This window comes from Streptomyces sp. NPDC024017, assembly GCF_040638895.1.
Classification (GTDB): Bacteria; Actinomycetota; Actinomycetes; order Streptomycetales; family Streptomycetaceae; genus Streptomyces.
On record NZ_JBEZYZ010000002.1, the window covers coordinates 646,003 to 661,649 of the forward strand.

Consider the following 15,647-nt stretch of genomic DNA (forward strand, 5'->3'; position numbering starts at 1 on the left):
TGGCCCGTATTCGACGGGTCGACGTCGCGTGGGTGCCCGGTGTTCATGCTCGGTCCGTGGGGCCAAATGCGTTAAAAAGGTGATCCTCTCGGATGTCCTTGGTCTCGCGGGCCGTTGAGTCCTTTGTACTCCTGCCCCGGAGCAAGCGGAAGTCCAGGCCGCACTTCTTTACTTTCGGATTCACATAGAGGTTGGCGTCGCCGCAGGTCAAGCGACCGTCGCCCGGCGCCTGTTCGCGTACCAGACGAGTCCCGCGGTGGCCGCCGCGGCGCCTATCGCAGCGACCGCGACGAGCGCCGGACGCGGCGGTACGGAGAACGCGGGAAGGCGCTGCTTGAGCCGGACCGGGCGGTGGAAGTCCAGGATCGGCCAGCCACGCGCGAGGGCCTCGCGGCGCAGCGCCCGGTCCGGATTCACGGCATGCGGATTGCCGACGGACTCCAGCATCGGCACATCGGTCGCCGAGTCGCTGTAGGCGTAGCAGCGGCTGAGGTCGTACCCCTCGGACTCGGCCAGCTCCCTGACGGCCTCGGCCTTGGTCGGGCCGTACGCGTAGTACTCCACCTCGCCGGTGAAGCAGCCGTCGTCGCCCACGACCATGCGGGTGGCGACCACGCGGTCCGCGCCCAGCAGCTCGCCGATCGGCTCGACCACCTCCGCGCCCGAGGTGGACACGATCACGACGTCGCGGCCGGCGGTGTGGTGCTCCTCGATGAGGGAGGCGGCCTCGTCGTAGATGATCGGGTCGATCAGGTCGTGCAGCGTCTCGGCGACGATCTCCTTGACCTGCTGCACGTTCCAGCCGCGGCACAGGGCGGACAGATATGCGCGCATGCGCTCCATCTGGTCGTGGTCGGCGCCGCCGGCCAGGAAGACGAACTGGGCATATGCGGTGCGCAAGACGGCCCTGCGGTTGATCAGACCGCCTTGGTAGAACGACTTGCTGAACGTGAGCGTGCTCGACTTCGCAATGACCGTCTTGTCCAGGTCAAAGAAGGCGGCTGTGCGGGGCATCGAGTGGTTTTCCACGTCCCAGAGCATAGGGGCAGCCCATTCGGCGTAAGGTGGGGCGCGTGGGTTTGCCTGAGAAGGCTCTCGGGTACACCATGGAAGTCACGGATCGTTCGCGACCGTGCTAACCCGGCCCGACTCCTCCCCCCCCGAGTCGGCCGTGGGGACGACCCCCGCTCTCCCCCCCGGCGGGGGTCGTCGCATGTCCGGATGGGTTTTCGCCCTCTTCGCACGCCCTGAAAGCCGCTCCGATGCGGCCCCTGTGCAGGCTGTTGACATGCACATGAAGAGTCACGCTGGGTAGTTGACGGACTGCTCTGTGGAGGTCACACAGAGGCCGTGAGCGGCTCACCGGGATGGGTGACGGCGATATTCACAACCCCCGGGACGTCCACAGTTATCCACCAAGATCCACACGATTTCCGGGATCGCTGCACCGTGATTCCAGCGCGTCCCGCTCGCGGCGAGTTCATGGCCGGTTCCGAGTACCCGGGAGCGTTTGGCCGGTTTCTGCCGGCCGTTCACAGGGAGGCCGCTTGTCGGTTCTTCCCACGTTTGGGAATCGCGGGGCCGCAGGGGGCCGCGCGAGTCATGCAGCGAAGGGGGATGGAAATCGTGGCCGGAACCGTCACACACGATCCGCCGCCGGCCGCCGGAGGGCGGCAGGGCGGACCGCTGATCGTCACCGAGGACACCGAACTCCTCGACGACCTGCTGCGCCTGTGCGCGGCGGCGGGCGCCACACCCGAGGTGCACCACGGGGTGCCGGAGCGCCGAGGCAGTTGGGAGTCCGCACCCCTCGTCCTGGTCGGCGACGACGCCGCGCGGCGGGTACGCGGGGCCGTGCGCAGAAGGGGCGTCGTCCTCGTCGGCCGGGACCAGGACGACTCCGGGGTCTGGCGGCGGGCCGTCGAGATCGGCGCCGAGCACGTCCTGATGCTGCCCGACGGCGAGCAGTGGCTGGTCGACCGGATCGCCGACGTGGCCGAGGGCGTCGGCCGGCCCGCCCTCACCGTGGGCGTCATCGGGGGCCGGGGCGGGGCCGGAGCGTCCACGCTCGCGTGCGCCCTCGCCGTCACCTCCGCGCGGGAGGGACTGCGCACCCTCCTCGTGGACGCCGATCCGCTGGGCGGCGGACTCGACGTACTCCTCGGCGGAGAGACGGCGGAAGGGCTGCGCTGGCCCGCGTTCGCCTCCTCGCGCGGACGGGTCGGCGGGGGAGCCCTGGAGGAGTCGCTGCCCGAGCTGCATTCACTGCGGGTGCTCAGCTGGGACCGCGGCGACCGGATCGCCGTCCCGCCGCAGGCGGTGCGCGCGGTGCTCGCGGCCGCCCGGCGCCGGGGCGGCACGGTCGTGGTCGACCTGCCGCGCCGGATCGACGACGGTGTCGCCGAGGTGCTCACCCAGCTGGACGTGGGCGTGCTGGTGGTGCCCGCCGAGCTGCGGGCCGTCGCGGCCGCGGGGCGGGTGGCCTCCGCGGTCGGCATGGTCCTGCGGGATCTGCGGGTGGCGGTCCGCGGGCCGTACCCGCCGGGGCTCGACGACCGTGAGGTGGCCCGGCTGCTCGGACTGCCCCTGGTCGGCGAGGTACCGGTCGAGCCGGGGCTGTCGCGCCCGGACGAGGGCACGGCGCCACCGGGTGCCGCCCCGCGCGGGCCCCTCGCCCGGTTCTGCAGGCAGTTCTGGGAGCGGGCGCTCGTCGAGGCGGGTGCGGCATGAGCACCCTGGCCGGACTCGAGGGCTCGGCGCTGCTCGACGGGGTGCGGCGGTGGCTCGCCGAGAGCGGGGCCGAGCCGACCCCCGCGCGCGTGGCGCAGGCCCTGCGGGAGCAGGGGCGGGTCCTCGGGGACGCCGAAGTCCTGGGAGCCGCCGCCCAGTTGCGGTCCGAGCTGGTCGGCAGCGGACCGCTGGAGCCGCTCCTCGCCGATCCGTCGGTGACGGACGTGCTGGTGTCGGCCCCGGACCGGGTCTGGGTGGACCGGGGCGGCGGACTGGAACTGACGTCGGTGCGGTTCGCGGACGCGGCGGCCGTACGACGGCTCGCCCAGCGCCTCGCCGCCGTGGCCGGGCGCCGCCTGGACGACGCCCGGCCCTGGGCCGATGCCCGGCTGCCCGACGGGACCCGGCTGCACGCGGTGCTGCCACCGGTGGCCGTGGGCTGCGCCTGCCTGTCTCTGCGGGTCGTACGGCCGCGTGCCTTCACGCTCGGCGAGCTGGTCGCGGCGGGCACGGTGCCGCCGGGCGGGGACCGCATGTTGCGCGCCCTGCTCGATGCCCGCCTGTCCTTCCTCGTCAGCGGCGGCACCGGCACCGGCAAGACCACGCTGCTGAGTGCCCTGCTGGGGCTCGTGGGGCCGGACGAGCGGATCGTCCTCGCCGAGGACTCGGCGGAACTGCGGCCCGACCATCCGCACGTCGTGCGGCTGGAGACCAGACCCGCCAACCAGGAGGGCGCGGGCCTCGTCACCCTCGAGGACCTGGTGCGCCAGGCGCTGCGGATGCGGCCCGACCGGCTGGTCGTGGGGGAGGTGCGCGGACCCGAAGTGGTGCATCTGCTGGCCGCGTTGAACACGGGCCACGAGGGCGGGTGCGGGACCGTGCACGCCAACGCCGCCGCCGATGTACCGGCCCGGCTGGAGGCGCTCGGCACGGCCGCCGGGCTCGACCGGGCGGCGCTGCACAGTCAGTTGGCGGCCGCCCTCTCCGTGGTGTTGCACCTGGTGCGCGACCGGGCCGGGCGGCGGCGGATCGCCGAGGTGCACGTGCTGGAGCGGGATCCGTCAGGTCTCGTGCGGACGGTGCCGGCGCTGCGGTGGGGAGCGGAGGCGTTCGTGCGCGAGCGGGGGTGGGAGCGGCTGCGGGGGCTGCTTCGGGGCGAGGCGAGCGGGAGGGGGCCGGGTGCGGCCGTGGTGGAGGGGACGAGTCATGACGGGGGTGCCTGAGATGTCGATGGGGGCGGCGGTGGCGTGCATGGGGGCGGCTGTCTGGCTGCTGGGTGAGCGTGAGGAGGTGGCACGGCGGGCGAGGCTGCTGTTCGCGGGTGGCGGAGCCGTCGGGAGCGGGCCGCGCGGGTGGCGGCGGATGACCGGTGGGCTGCGGCGCGTCCGTGGGCGGCTGCGGGCCGAGTGGTGGTCGCCGGTGGCCGGGCTGGTGCTGGCGGTGCTCGGGGCGTCGGTGCTGCCGGCCGTCCTGGGGGCGGCCGGGGTGCCGTTGCTGCGGCGGGCCCGCCTGGCCGGCCGGGAGCGGCGGGACCGGGAGCGCCGGGCCGATGCGGTGATCGCGTTGTGCGGGGCGCTGGCCGGCGAGGTGCGGGCCGGACGCCAGCCGGGTGAGGCGCTGCTGCGGGCCGCGCGGGACTGCGGCGGGCTCGCGGATGCGCAGGCGACGGTGCTGGCGGCGGCGCGGTTCGGCGGTGACGTGCCGGACGCACTCGCGACGGCAGCACGGCAACCGGGTGCCGAGGGACTGCGGGGACTCGCGGCGTGCTGGCGGGTGGCTGTGGACCAGGGTGCGGGGCTCGCGGCCGGGCTCGACCGGCTCGCCGCGGCCCTGCGGGCCGAACGGGACCAACGGTCCGACCTGCGAGCCCAGTTGGCGGGCGCCCGGGCCACGGCGGTGATGCTCGCCGGGCTGCCGGCCCTGGGGCTTCTCATCGGCACCGCCCTCGGCGCTGATCCCCTCCATGTCCTGCTGCACACCGGGGCGGGGCTGGGCTGTCTCGCCGCCGGCGGGGTGCTGGAGGGCCTGGGGCTGTGGTGGGTGCAGGGGATCGTGCGGGGCGCGGAGGAGGCGGCGTGAGCGGGGAAGTTGTCCACAGGCTGGGGGTGGCCGTGGGGATCGTGCTGGCCTGCGGATGGTTGGCGCGGTGGCTGGTGGAGGCGCGGCGCCGCCGGAGGATGCGCAGGCGCCTGACCGAGCTGTCCGGGGTCCGGGAAGCGGCTGTTCCTTTCCCGCGGCCGGCATTGCGCGAGGTCGCGCGGACATGGCTGGTCCCCGTGGGCGTGGTGTGTGCCGGATGGGCGCTGGTCGGAGGACTCGCCGGAGCCGCCGTGGGAGTGGCCGGGGCGGTGGGGCTGTGGCGGTGGCGGCTGAGGCAGGAGGAGGCCGGCGCGGACCCGGGGGCATCCGACCTCGCCGAGGGGGCGCGGCAACTGCCCCTTGCCGCCGACCTGCTGGCGGCCTGCATCGCGGCGGGCGCCGGCCCGGTGATCGCGGCTCAGGCGGTGGGGGAGGCCCTGGGCGGACCCGTCGGCGACGCCCTCGCCCGGGGCGCGGCGGAGGTGCGGTTGGGCGGCGAACCGGACGCTGCCTGGCGGAGGTTGGGCGCCGTCCCCGGCGCCGGAGGGCTGGCCCGGCTGCTCGAACGGGCCGATGTGTCCGGACTGCCCGCGGCCGTACCGGTCGCGCGGCTCGCCGCGGAGGCCAGGGCCGACTGGGGCCGCGCCGCGACGGCCAGGGGCCGCCGAGCGGGCGTGATGGTCAGTGCGCCGGTCGGGCTGTGCTTCCTGCCGGCGTTCATCGCGGTCGGTGTGCTGCCCGTGGTGATCGGGCTCGCGGGCGGGGTGCTCGGAGGGGGTGGTGGATGACGCGGTGACCGACCGGAAGCAAGTGAGCGACAACCAACAGAAGTTCGGACTCTTTCCTACGGGGGTTGAGATGTATCAGGCGGTACGGGCACGGCTGCGTGCCCTGGTGTGCGGGATGCGCGCGGCGCGGAGGGACGCGGGGATGGTCACCTCCGAGTACGCGATGGGAATCGTCGCGGCGGTGGCGTTCGCGGTGGTGCTCTACAAGGTCGTCACGAGCGGCCCGGTCAGCGCGGAACTCCAGAACATCGTGAAGGACGCCCTCAATGCGCGGATGTGAGCGGGGCGCTGACCGGGGGTTCGTCACGGCGGAGTCGGCCGTGGTGCTGCCCGTCCTGGTGATGTTCGCGATGGCGCTGGTGTGGGGGCTGCTGGCCGTGGCCGCGCAGATCCAGTGCGTGGACGCGGCGCGGACGGGCGCGCGTGCGGCGGCCCGCCAGGACCCGCCCGGCGCGGTCGTGAAGCTGACCCGCGAGGCGGCGCCGCCCGGCGCGAAGGTGACCGTCAGCCGGGATGCGAAGCACGTCCGGGTGGTCGTCGTGGCCGAGCCGCCGGTGCTGCGCGGTCTGTCCTTCACCGTGCGCGAAGAGGCCGTGGCGTCGGTGGAGGAGGCGGTGGGCACATGAGACGGGGCAGAGCGAGGGCCTGCTCGGGCCAGGGGCCTGCCGCGGATGGGAGCGCCGGTTCTGACCCAGGGCCGGGCTCGGTGGGGCGCGCCGGTTCGGAACGGGCGTCGGGCTCGGTGGGGTGCGCGGGTTCGGACCGGAGGGTGGGCGCCGTCGGGTGCGCCGATTCCCGCCGGGGACCGGTCGCTGCCGGGGGCGCCGGTTCTGGCCGAGGGCCGTCCATCGTCGGGTGCGCCGATCCCGGCCAGGGACCGGCTACCGTCCGGGGCGCCGGTTCCGGCGGGGGGCTCGCCACGGTGGAGGGCGCCGGCTCGGACAGAGGGTCCGCCAGCGTCTGGAGCGTGGGGGCGATCGCCCTCCTGTGCGTGGTGTTCGGAGTCGTTCTCGCGCTCGGGCAGGCCGTCGTCATCCGGCATCGTGCGGCGGGCGGTGCGGATCTCGCCGCGCTCGCCGCGGCGGACCACTGGGCCGATGGCGGTACGGCGGCCTGCGCCCGGGCCGACCGGGTCGCCCGGGCCCAGGGCGTGCGGCTCGTGCGATGCGAGGTCGCCGGGGAGATCTCGGACGTGACGGCGGCGTCGGGGCGAGGGCCGTTCACGGCGGAGGTCAGGGCGCGGGCGGGGCCTCCGACGGCTCCGCTGGATCTGCCGACGGCTGCTCAGGCGCCTCGTGCACCGTCTCCTTCTCGTCCGGAGCCCCCTCCAGCAGCACCGTGAGGAGCCGCACCGCCCCCCTCTTGTGCAGCGGGTCGTTGCCGTTGCCGCACTTGGGGGACTGGATGCAGGACGGGCAGCCGGCGTCGCACTCGCAGGAGGCGATGGCCTGGCGGGTGGCGGTCAGCCAGGTGCGGGCGGTGTGGAAGGCGCGCTCCGCGAAGCCCGCGCCACCCGGATGGCCGTCGTAGACGAAGACCGTGGGCAGGAGCGTGTCGGGGTGGAGCGGGATCGACACGCCGCCGATGTCCCAGCGGTCGCAGGTGGCGAAGAGGGGCAGCAGGCCGATCGACGCGTGTTCGGCGGCGTGCAGGGAGCCGCCGAGGATCTCCGGGTTGATCCGGGCCCGGTCCAGCTGGTCCTCGGTGACGGTCCACCACACGGCGCGGGTGCGCAGCGTACGAGGAGGGAGGTCGAGTTTCGTCTCGCCCAGGACTTCACCCGTGATGAGCCGACGACGCAGGAAGGAGACGACCTGGTTGGTGACCTCGACGGAGCCGTAGCAGAGACGGCCGTCGCCCCAGGGGATCTCGACGTCCGTCTCCAGGACGGAGATCGCCGTCGTGTCGCGGGCGACCGTGGAGTACGGCGGGGCGGCCTCCTCGACGAGGGCGACGGAGTCCTCCAGGTCCAGCGACCGCACCAGGTACGTGCGGCCCTGGTGGAGGTGGACCGCCCCCTCGTGCACCGTCGAGTGCGCGGCGCCCGCGTCGACCGTGCCGAGCAGCCGGCCCGTGCCGGTCTCGACGACCTGGACCGGTCGTCCGCCCTCACCGCGGATGTCGGTCAGGTCGGCGGCGCGCTCACGGCGGGTCCAGTGCCAGGCCCTGGTGCGGCGGCGCAGCAGCTTCGCGGCCTCCAGCTGGGGCAGCAGGCCCGCGCTGGCCGGCCCGAACAGGTCGAGGTCCTCGTCCGTCAGGGGCAGCTCCGCGGCGGCCGCGCACAGGTGCGGGGCCAGCACGTAGGGATTGTCCGGGTCGAGGACGGTCGATTCGACGGGCTGGTCGAACAGGGCCTCGGGGTGGTGGACGAGGAAGGTGTCCAGCGGGTCGTCGCGGGCGACCAGGACGGCCAGCGCCCCCTGCCCGGCCCGCCCGGCCCGGCCCGCCTGCTGCCACAGGGAGGCACGCGTGCCCGGGTAACCGGCGATGACGACCGCGTCGAGACCGGAGATGTCGATGCCGAGTTCGAGGGCGTTCGTCGCGGCGAGGCCCAGCAGTTCACCCGAATGGAGGGCTTGTTCGAGAGCGCGGCGTTCCTCGGGGAGATAGCCGCCCCGGTACGCCGCGACACGCCGGGCCAGCGACCGGTCGACCTCGGCGAGACGCTCCTGGGAAATGACCGAGATCAGCTCGGCCCCGCGCCGGGAACGGACGAAGGCGACCGAGCGCACGCCCTGCACGGTGAGATCGGTCAGCAGGTCGGCGGCCTCGGCGGTGGCCGTACGGCGGACGGGGGCGCCCTTCTCGCCGTGCAGCTCGGTCAGCGGCGGTTCCCAGAGGGCGAACACCAGTTCACCGCGTGGGGAGGCGTCGTCGGCCACCTCCAGGACCGGCAGGCCGGTGAGGCGGCGGGCGGCCACCGCGGGCTCGGCGGCGGTCGCGGAGGCCAGCAGGAACACGGGCGACGCGCCGTAGCGGGCACACAGACGGCGCAACCGGCGCAGCACTTGGGCGACGTTCGAGCCGAAGACGCCGCGGTAGGTGTGGCACTCGTCGACGACGACGTACTTCAGCGACTTCAGGAAGGAGGACCAGCGGGGGTGGGACGGCAGGATGCCGCGGTGCAGCATGTCCGGGTTGGTCAGGACGTAGTTGGCGTACTGGCGGATCCACTCGCGTTCCTCGAACGGAGTATCGCCGTCGTACACGGCTGCGCGTACGGAATTGCCCAGGGGATGTGAAAGTTCCTTCACGGAACGGCACTGGTCCGCCGCGAGAGCTTTGGTGGGAGAAAGGTAGAGGGTGGTCGCGCCGCGGCCGTTCGGGGCCTCCGCGCCCTCCAGAAGGGTGGACAGTACTGGCACGAGGTAGGCCAGGGACTTGCCGGAGGCGGTGCCGGTGGCGACGACGACCGAGTCGCCGTCCAGGGCGTGCTCCGCCGCGCGTGCCTGGTGGGCCCAGGGATGCTCGATGCCCGCGGCTCGCACGGCCGCGACGACCTCCGCGCGGATCCGGTCCGGCCAGACGGCATGCCGACCCTCACGTGGGGGCAAGTGCTCCGTATGAGTAATGCGCGAAGCCCTGCCCGGACCGGACGCGAGCCGGTCCAGGACCGCGCCCGGCGCGGGTCGGGAGGCGGGGTCCGTCGGGGTTCGATCGGATCGGTGATTCTTGGCCATCGGCACCGAGTGTGTCACTGGCGTGACGGACAATGGAGCCAAGGCGTCGTGCACGCCTGCCGGTAAGTGATTGAATGCCATCGCGGCTGGCGAAGCGTCCAGGGGCTGAAGCCGAATGCCCCTAGGGCGACCGCTCGATAGCAAGGTGCTGGAGGATCCGTGGACCTGTCCCTGTCGACCGAAACCATGGGCGATCGCACGATCGTCAGGGTCGGTGGCGAAATCGACGTATATACCGCGCCCAAGCTGCGCGAGCAGTTGGTCGAGCTGGTGAACGACGGCAGTTTCCACCTTGTCGTCGACATGGAGGGCGTGGACTTCCTCGACTCCACCGGGCTCGGCGTACTGGTCGGCGGCCTGAAGCGCGTACGTGCCCATGAGGGCTCCCTGCGCCTGGTCTGCAACCAGGAGCGCATTCTGAAGATCTTCCGTATCACCGGCCTCACCAAGGTGTTCCCGATTCACACCTCGGTCGAGGAAGCGGTTGCGGCCACCGACTGACACCGGTCCCGGGCCCTGTGCCCGGGCCGGCCGACGTTCGGCAGAAGTGAAGACCGAGGGGGCCCGGGCTTTCGGCGGCCCGGTGCCTCTCGACAGCACGCCCGTAGTTGCGAGGGGGATGCATGGCCACCGTTGAGCTCCGCTTCAGCGCGCTGCCCGAGCATGTCAGAACCGCCCGGCTGGTGGCGGCGGCGGTGGCGCGCAGGGCCGGAGTGGACGAGGCCGTCCTCGACGAAGTCAGGCTCGCCGTCGGCGAGGCGTGCACCCGAGCCGTCGGGCTGCACCAGACCGGCGGGATCTCGGCACCGGTGAAGGTGCTGCTGATCGAGGAGGAGAAGCAGTTCTCCATCGAGGTCGGCGACGAGGCCCCGCACGCGGTCTCCGGCGAGCGCGCCCCCGGCGCCGGACCCGGCGACCCCGACGGGGAGGCCGACGAGGACGAGATGGGCCTCGCGGTCATCAGTGGACTCGTCGACGACGTCGAGGTCAGCGCGGGTGAGCACGGCGGGCTGATCAAGATGACCTGGCCGACCACGCCGCCGCCGACGATCCTGGTCTGACCCCGCCACCGCACACACCGTTCTTCCGAAGGGCCCCACTCGTGGGGCCCTTCGTCATGTGCGGGTGTCAGTGCTCGCCTTTACAGTAGTTCCTGTGCCGTTCATCGCGTGAATTCGTTCACGATCATTCGCGCGCTCTCCGGCAGTCTCCGAATGCTTTCAGGGCATTACCTCGGCAGGCTAATTCCGTTTATCGCGCTCTGTTTTGATCAGGTTCCGGTACCTACAATCCCGTCCACATCTTGAGCTCAGCCCAAGCGTCAAGGAGGACGAATGGCGGGGCTTTACCTCTCACGACAGTCGGGCCATCCCACAGACCTCGCAGCCGCCGTACTGACCGATGGCAACCGCGTCCTCATCGTGGTCATCGCGGTCGTCGCACTGGCGGCACTGGCGGTCGCGGGCGTCCTGGTGCGCCAGGTACTCGCGGCCGGCGAGGGCACCGACAGCATGAAGAAGATCGCGGCAGCGGTCCAGGAAGGCGCGAACGCCTATCTGGCCCGTCAGCTGCGCACGCTCGGCGTATTCGCCGTGGTCGTGTTCTTCCTGCTCATGCTGCTGCCCGCGGACGACTGGAATCAGCGTGCCGGACGGTCGGTGTTCTTCCTGATCGGAGCGGCGTTCTCGGCGGCCACCGGCTATATCGGCATGTGGCTCGCCGTACGCAGCAATGTGCGCGTCGCCGCGGCGGCGCGCGAAGCCACCCCGGCGGAAGGCGAGCCGGAAAAGGATCTGACCGCCGTCTCGCACAAGGCGATGAAGATCGCTTTCCGTACGGGCGGTGTGGTCGGCATGTTCACGGTCGGCCTCGGCCTGCTCGGCGCTTCCTGCGTGGTGCTGGTGTACGCGGCCGACGCGCCGAAGGTGCTCGAGGGCTTCGGCCTCGGAGCCGCGCTGATCGCGATGTTCATGCGTGTCGGCGGCGGCATCTTCACCAAGGCCGCCGACGTCGGCGCCGACCTGGTCGGCAAGGTCGAACAGGGCATTCCGGAGGACGATCCGCGCAATGCCGCGACCATCGCCGACAACGTGGGCGACAACGTCGGCGACTGCGCGGGCATGGCGGCCGACCTCTTCGAGTCGTACGCCGTGACCCTGGTCGCCGCGCTGATCCTCGGTTCCGCGGCCTTCGGCGACGCCGGGCTCGGCTTCCCGCTGCTCGTGCCGGCGATCGGTGTGATCACCGCCATGATCGGCATCTTCGCGGTGGCGCCCAGGCGGTCCGACCGCAGCGGCATGAGCGCCATCAACCGCGGATTCTTCATCTCCGCGGTGATCTCGGTCGTGCTGGTGGCGGTGGCCGTCTTCGTCTACCTGCCCGGGAAGTACTCCGAGCTGGACGGTGTGACCGACGCCGCGATCCAAGGCAAGGACGGCGACCCGCGGGTCCTCGCCCTCGTCGCGGTGGCCATCGGCATCGTGCTCGCCGCCCTCATCCAGCAACTGACCGGCTACTTCACCGAGACCACCCGCCGGCCCGTCCGGGACATCGGCAAGACCTCGCTCACCGGCCCGGCCACCGTCGTCCTCGCCGGTATCTCCGTCGGTCTCGAATCCGCCGTCTACACCGCCTTGTTGATCGCTCTCGGTGTGTACGGGGCGTTCCTGCTCGGCGGGACGTCGATCATGCTGGCGCTGTTCGCGGTGGCGCTGGCCGGCACCGGCCTGCTCACCACGGTCGGTGTGATCGTCGCGATGGACACCTTCGGGCCGGTCTCCGACAACGCGCAGGGCATCGCGGAGATGTCCGGCGACGTCGAGGGCGCGGGCGCCCAGGTGCTCACCAACCTGGACGCGGTCGGCAACACCACCAAGGCGATCACCAAGGGCATCGCGATCGCCACGGCCGTGCTCGCGGCGGCGGCGCTGTTCGGGTCGTACCGCGACGCGATCTTCACCGGCGCGCGGGACGTGGGCGAGAAACTCAGCGGGGAAGGCGCCCCGATGAGTCTGATGATGGACATCTCGCAGCCCAACAACCTCGTGGGTCTCATCGCCGGCGCGGCGGTCGTCTTCCTCTTCTCCGGGCTGGCGATCAACGCCGTGTCGCGGTCGGCGGGTTCCGTGGTCTACGAGGTGCGGCGTCAGTTCCGCGAGAAGCCCGGGATCATGGACTACACCGAGACTCCGGAGTACGGCAAGGTCGTCGACATCTGCACCAAGGACGCCCTGCGCGAGCTCGCCACGCCCGGTCTGCTGGCCGTGATGGCGCCCATCTTCATCGGGTTCACGCTCGGCGTCGGCCCACTCGGCGCGTTCCTGGCGGGCGCGATCGGCGCGGGCACGCTGATGGCGGTGTTCCTCGCCAACTCCGGTGGCGCCTGGGACAACGCCAAGAAGCTCGTCGAGGACGGCCACCACGGAGGCAAGGGAAGTGAGGCGCACGCGGCGACCGTGATCGGAGACACGGTCGGCGACCCCTTCAAGGACACCGCGGGCCCCGCGATCAACCCGCTGCTGAAGGTCATGAACCTGGTGTCGCTGCTCATCGCGCCCGCGGTGATCAAGTTCTCCTACGGCCCGGACAAGAGCATCGGGGTGCGGATTCTGGTCGCCGTCCTCGCATTCCTTGTGATCGCCGGGGCGGTGTACGTGTCAAAGCGGCGCGGAATCGCCATGGGTGACGAAGACAACGCCGGGTCGGAGCCCAAGTCCGCCGATCCGGCGGTGGTTTCGTAGGGAGGTCCTCCGAGCCCCAGCTCAAGGTGCGGGCGGGCGGCGCGCGTTGACGCGTCGCCCGCCCGCGCTGTGTGAATACACGATGACGCGTGAGCCTTATCTCGCTTGGTGCAAAAGGTTACAAAACGGTTTTAATAGACGTTCGGCGTGCGGTTGCCGTGCATCTGGCGTGTATGTTCCGGGGCCGAGAGCCATGGAAGGGACCAAACCGGTGAACAAGAAGCTCGCGGCCGCACTGTCCGGCGGTGCGGTACTGGTACTGGCGCTGTCGGGTTGCGGCGGCGACGACAACGACAAGCTGGACTCCTGGGCCAAGCAGGTCTGTGACGCCGTACAGCCGCAGGCCAAGAAGATCGAGTCGGCCAATGCCGCGATCCAGAAGGAGACCTCGGACAACAGCACGCCGAAGGACGTCCAGAAGACCGACGCACAGGCCTTCCAGGACATGTCCGACGCCTACAAGGCGATCGGGACCGCCGTGAACAAGGCCGGGGCTCCGGACGTCGAGAACGGCGAGAAGAAGCAGCAGGACGCGGTCAAGGAGCTCAACGCGATCTCCACCTCGTACGCCTCCTTGAAGAAGCAGGTCGACGGGCTCGACACCAAGGACCAGTCCAAGTTCGCCGACGGTCTGAAGGACATCGCCACCGAGCTGGACAAGCTGAGCCAGAGCGGGAACGACGCCCTGAGGAACCTGGAGGAGGGCGAGGTCGGCCAGGCGATGGCCCAGCAGTCCAGCTGCAAGGCGGCCACGGCGTCGGCCGGGGCCACGCAGAGCTGAGGGGCGGAGCAGCAGGCGGCGCGCGGCGCCGGTAGTACGACGGCTGAGCGAGGGCCGCGACCGCTGAGTCGCAGGTGACTGCTGTGCCCGTGCCGAGGGTGCCCGCCGGTGCCGAGTGAAGAAGCGAACCCGATCCCCGGCACCGGCGTGTCCGGCACCGGCACGTCCGGCACCGGCACCCGCACCGGCGGCCACAATGGGGGCGTGAGTAACGCCAGCCAGTCACCCCTGCCCCCGCTGCCCGCCTCCGACCGTCCCGATGTCGCCGCCCGGCTCCGGGACGCCCTGCTCGCGGTCTCCTTCACCGCCGACGGACTGCTCGAACTGCTCGGCGCCCCCGCGTACGCGGCGCTGGCCCGGAGCGAGACCGTGCCCGCGCTCCGGGCGACGCGCGGGGACACGCCGCTGGAGATGCTCGTCCGGCTGTTCCTGCTCCAGCAGCCCGTGCCGCACGCGCGCGTGGCGGACGTCCTGCCCGTCGACGCCTGCCTGGAGAGCGGCTGGCTGGCCCCGGTCGGCGGGGACGAACTCGCCGCCACGGTGGACGTCCGGCCCTACGGCGGGCCCGGCGGCGAGGACTGGTTCATCGTGTCGGACCTCGGCTGCGCGGTCGGCGGCGCCGGCGGCATCGGCCGGCATGACGAGGGAGTCGTCCTCGGCGTCGGCGGCGCCTCCACGACCCTCGCCGGCATCACCGTCCGCACGCCCGTCGCCGCCGCGCTCGACCTCGGCACCGGCTCCGGCATCCAGGCTCTGCACGCCGCGCAGCACGCCACACGCGTGGTGGCCACCGACCTCAATCCGCGTGCCCTGCACATCACCGCCCTCACGCTGGCGCTGTCCGGGGCCTCGGCCGTCGAGCTGCGCGAGGGCTCCCTCTTCGAACCGGTCCGGGACGACGAGACGTACGACCTGATCGTGTCCAACCCGCCGTTCGTCATCTCACCCGGCGCCCGGCTCACCTACCGCGACGGCGGGATGGGCGGGGACGATCTGTGCCGCACGCTCGTTCAGCAAGCGGGCGACCGCCTGAACGAGGGCGGGTTCGCGCAGTTCCTCGCCAACTGGCAGCACGTGGAAGGGGAGGACTGGCAGGACCGGCTCAGGTCGTGGGTGCCCCGGGGCTGCGACGCGTGGATCGTGCAGCGCGAGGTGCAGGACGTCAATCAGTACGCCGAGCTGTGGCTGCGTGACGCGGGCGACCACCAGGGCGACACGGCGCAGTACCAGGCGCGGTACGACGCATGGCTCGACGAGTTCGAGGCGCGCAAGGTCAAGGCCGTCGGCTTCGGCTGGATCACCCTGCGCAGGACCGGTGCCGCCGTGCCCTCGCTCACGGTCGAGGAGTGGCCGCACCCGGTCGAGCAGCCCCTCGGTGACACGATCCGGGCCCACTTCGACCGGCTCGACCACCTGCGCGACCACGACGACGCCGCCCTCCTCGAAGGACATTTCCGGCTCGCCGCCGAGATCGTGCAGGAGCAGGTCGGGCTGCCCGGCGCGGAGGACCCCGAGCATGTCGTGCTGCGCCAGAACCGTGGCATGCGCCGGGCGACCCGGGTGGACACGGTGGGCGCGGGCTTCGCGGGCGTCTGCGACGGCTCGATGAGCGCGGGCCGCATCCTCGACGCCATCGCCCAGCTGATCGGAGAGGACCCGGTCCTGCTGCGCGACCGCACTCCTGCCCAGATCCGGCTGCTGGTCGAGCAGGGATTCCTGGAGCCGGTCCGCTGAGAGGGCGGGCCGGAGGGAGACCGCCCGCCGGGAGGCCGCTTCCGGGAGCCCGTCGAGGAGACTCGCCAACAAATTCGAGTCGAATTGAACACCTCGTCCGAGACAGTCGTGAGGA

Annotated in this window: 14 protein-coding genes; 12 read left to right on the top strand and 2 right to left on the bottom strand. The window is 72.0% G+C overall.

What is annotated here, in order from left to right; all coding sequences use genetic code 11:
- Window positions 1–207: 207 nt before the first annotated feature.
- Window positions 208–1,041, bottom strand: coding sequence for an HAD-IB family hydrolase (locus tag AB0G20_RS07755; protein WP_361297359.1), 834 nt, complete (start codon window positions 1,039–1,041; stop codon window positions 208–210).
- A gap of 576 nt (window positions 1,042–1,617) precedes the next feature.
- On the opposite strand from AB0G20_RS07755, the gene ssd reads away from it, so the two are divergent.
- The 7 genes from ssd (at window position 1,618) to AB0G20_RS07790 (ending at window position 6,939) form a co-directional block, all read left to right on the top strand.
- Window positions 1,618–2,730: a septum site-determining protein Ssd gene (ssd, locus tag AB0G20_RS07760; protein ID WP_361297362.1), complete on the top strand. Its 1,113-nt coding sequence runs from the start codon at window positions 1,618–1,620 to the stop codon at window positions 2,728–2,730.
- The gene (locus AB0G20_RS07765; RefSeq protein WP_361297365.1) at window positions 2,727–3,953 is read left to right on the top strand and encodes a TadA family conjugal transfer-associated ATPase; all 1,227 of its coding nucleotides are present in this window, start codon (window positions 2,727–2,729) and stop codon (window positions 3,951–3,953) included. The genes ssd and AB0G20_RS07765 overlap by 4 nt, the downstream gene beginning before the upstream one ends.
- Window positions 3,937–4,809, top strand: a complete 873-nt coding sequence (locus tag AB0G20_RS07770; RefSeq protein WP_361297368.1) for a type II secretion system F family protein — start codon at window positions 3,937–3,939, stop codon at window positions 4,807–4,809. The genes AB0G20_RS07765 and AB0G20_RS07770 overlap by 17 nt, the downstream gene beginning before the upstream one ends.
- Entirely contained in the window at window positions 4,806–5,597 is a 792-nt protein-coding gene (locus AB0G20_RS07775) for a type II secretion system F family protein (RefSeq protein ID WP_361297371.1), read from the top strand. The genes AB0G20_RS07770 and AB0G20_RS07775 overlap by 4 nt, the downstream gene beginning before the upstream one ends.
- Window positions 5,598–5,667: 70 nt before the next feature.
- On the top strand, window positions 5,668–5,877 hold the full coding sequence (locus AB0G20_RS07780; RefSeq protein WP_030846096.1) for a DUF4244 domain-containing protein: 210 nt from the start codon (window positions 5,668–5,670) through the stop codon (window positions 5,875–5,877).
- Window positions 5,864–6,223 (top strand): TadE family type IV pilus minor pilin, encoded by a 360-nt coding sequence (locus tag AB0G20_RS07785; RefSeq protein WP_361297374.1) that lies wholly within the window; start codon window positions 5,864–5,866, stop codon window positions 6,221–6,223. The genes AB0G20_RS07780 and AB0G20_RS07785 overlap by 14 nt, the downstream gene beginning before the upstream one ends.
- Before the next feature lie 296 nt (window positions 6,224–6,519).
- A complete protein-coding gene (locus AB0G20_RS07790; protein WP_361297377.1) occupies window positions 6,520–6,939 on the top strand; it encodes an Rv3654c family TadE-like protein in 420 nt (139 codons plus the stop codon).
- On the opposite strand, the gene AB0G20_RS07795 is transcribed toward AB0G20_RS07790, so the two are convergent.
- The gene (locus AB0G20_RS07795) at window positions 6,830–9,358 is read right to left on the bottom strand and encodes a DEAD/DEAH box helicase (RefSeq protein ID WP_361297380.1); all 2,529 of its coding nucleotides are present in this window, start codon (window positions 9,356–9,358) and stop codon (window positions 6,830–6,832) included. The genes AB0G20_RS07790 and AB0G20_RS07795 overlap by 110 nt on opposite strands.
- A 78-nt stretch (window positions 9,359–9,436) precedes the next feature.
- Between AB0G20_RS07795 and bldG the strand changes: the two genes are divergently transcribed.
- The 5 genes from bldG (at window position 9,437) to AB0G20_RS07820 (ending at window position 15,532) form a co-directional block, all read left to right on the top strand.
- Window positions 9,437–9,778, top strand: coding sequence for an anti-sigma factor antagonist BldG (gene bldG, locus AB0G20_RS07800; RefSeq protein WP_003991900.1), 342 nt, complete (start codon window positions 9,437–9,439; stop codon window positions 9,776–9,778).
- Window positions 9,779–9,900: 122 nt separating this feature from the next.
- On the top strand, window positions 9,901–10,338 hold the full coding sequence (locus AB0G20_RS07805) for an ATP-binding protein (protein WP_248510047.1): 438 nt from the start codon (window positions 9,901–9,903) through the stop codon (window positions 10,336–10,338).
- Between the two features lie 273 nt (window positions 10,339–10,611).
- Window positions 10,612–13,017 (top strand): sodium-translocating pyrophosphatase, encoded by a 2,406-nt coding sequence (locus AB0G20_RS07810; protein WP_361297385.1) that lies wholly within the window; start codon window positions 10,612–10,614, stop codon window positions 13,015–13,017.
- A gap of 193 nt (window positions 13,018–13,210) precedes the next feature.
- Entirely contained in the window at window positions 13,211–13,798 is a 588-nt protein-coding gene (locus AB0G20_RS07815) for a small secreted protein (protein ID WP_361297388.1), read from the top strand.
- A gap of 204 nt (window positions 13,799–14,002) precedes the next feature.
- Entirely contained in the window at window positions 14,003–15,532 is a 1,530-nt protein-coding gene (locus tag AB0G20_RS07820) for a class I SAM-dependent methyltransferase (RefSeq protein ID WP_361297391.1), read from the top strand.
- The last annotated feature ends 115 nt before the right edge of the window (window positions 15,533–15,647 follow it).

What these genes read in the sequence shown, in the direction of transcription:
- AB0G20_RS07785 (WP_361297374.1), top strand. Translation starts at nt 5,864, where the DNA reads ATGCGCGGATGTGAGCGGGGCGCTGACCGGGGGTTCGTCACGGCGGAG.
- AB0G20_RS07815 (WP_361297388.1), top strand. Translation starts at nt 13,211, where the DNA reads ATGGAAGGGACCAAACCGGTGAACAAGAAGCTCGCGGCCGCACTGTCC.
- AB0G20_RS07795 (WP_361297380.1), bottom strand. Translation starts at nt 9,358, where the DNA reads ATGGCATTCAATCACTTACCGGCAGGCGTGCACGACGCCTTGGCTCCA.
- ssd (WP_361297362.1), top strand. Translation starts at nt 1,618, where the DNA reads ATGGAAATCGTGGCCGGAACCGTCACACACGATCCGCCGCCGGCCGCC.
- AB0G20_RS07780 (WP_030846096.1), top strand. Translation starts at nt 5,668, where the DNA reads ATGTATCAGGCGGTACGGGCACGGCTGCGTGCCCTGGTGTGCGGGATG.
- AB0G20_RS07810 (WP_361297385.1), top strand. Translation starts at nt 10,612, where the DNA reads ATGGCGGGGCTTTACCTCTCACGACAGTCGGGCCATCCCACAGACCTC.
- AB0G20_RS07770 (WP_361297368.1), top strand. Translation starts at nt 3,937, where the DNA reads ATGACGGGGGTGCCTGAGATGTCGATGGGGGCGGCGGTGGCGTGCATG.
- AB0G20_RS07765 (WP_361297365.1), top strand. Translation starts at nt 2,727, where the DNA reads ATGAGCACCCTGGCCGGACTCGAGGGCTCGGCGCTGCTCGACGGGGTG.
- AB0G20_RS07755 (WP_361297359.1), bottom strand. Translation starts at nt 1,041, where the DNA reads ATGCTCTGGGACGTGGAAAACCACTCGATGCCCCGCACAGCCGCCTTC.
- AB0G20_RS07805 (WP_248510047.1), top strand. Translation starts at nt 9,901, where the DNA reads ATGGCCACCGTTGAGCTCCGCTTCAGCGCGCTGCCCGAGCATGTCAGA.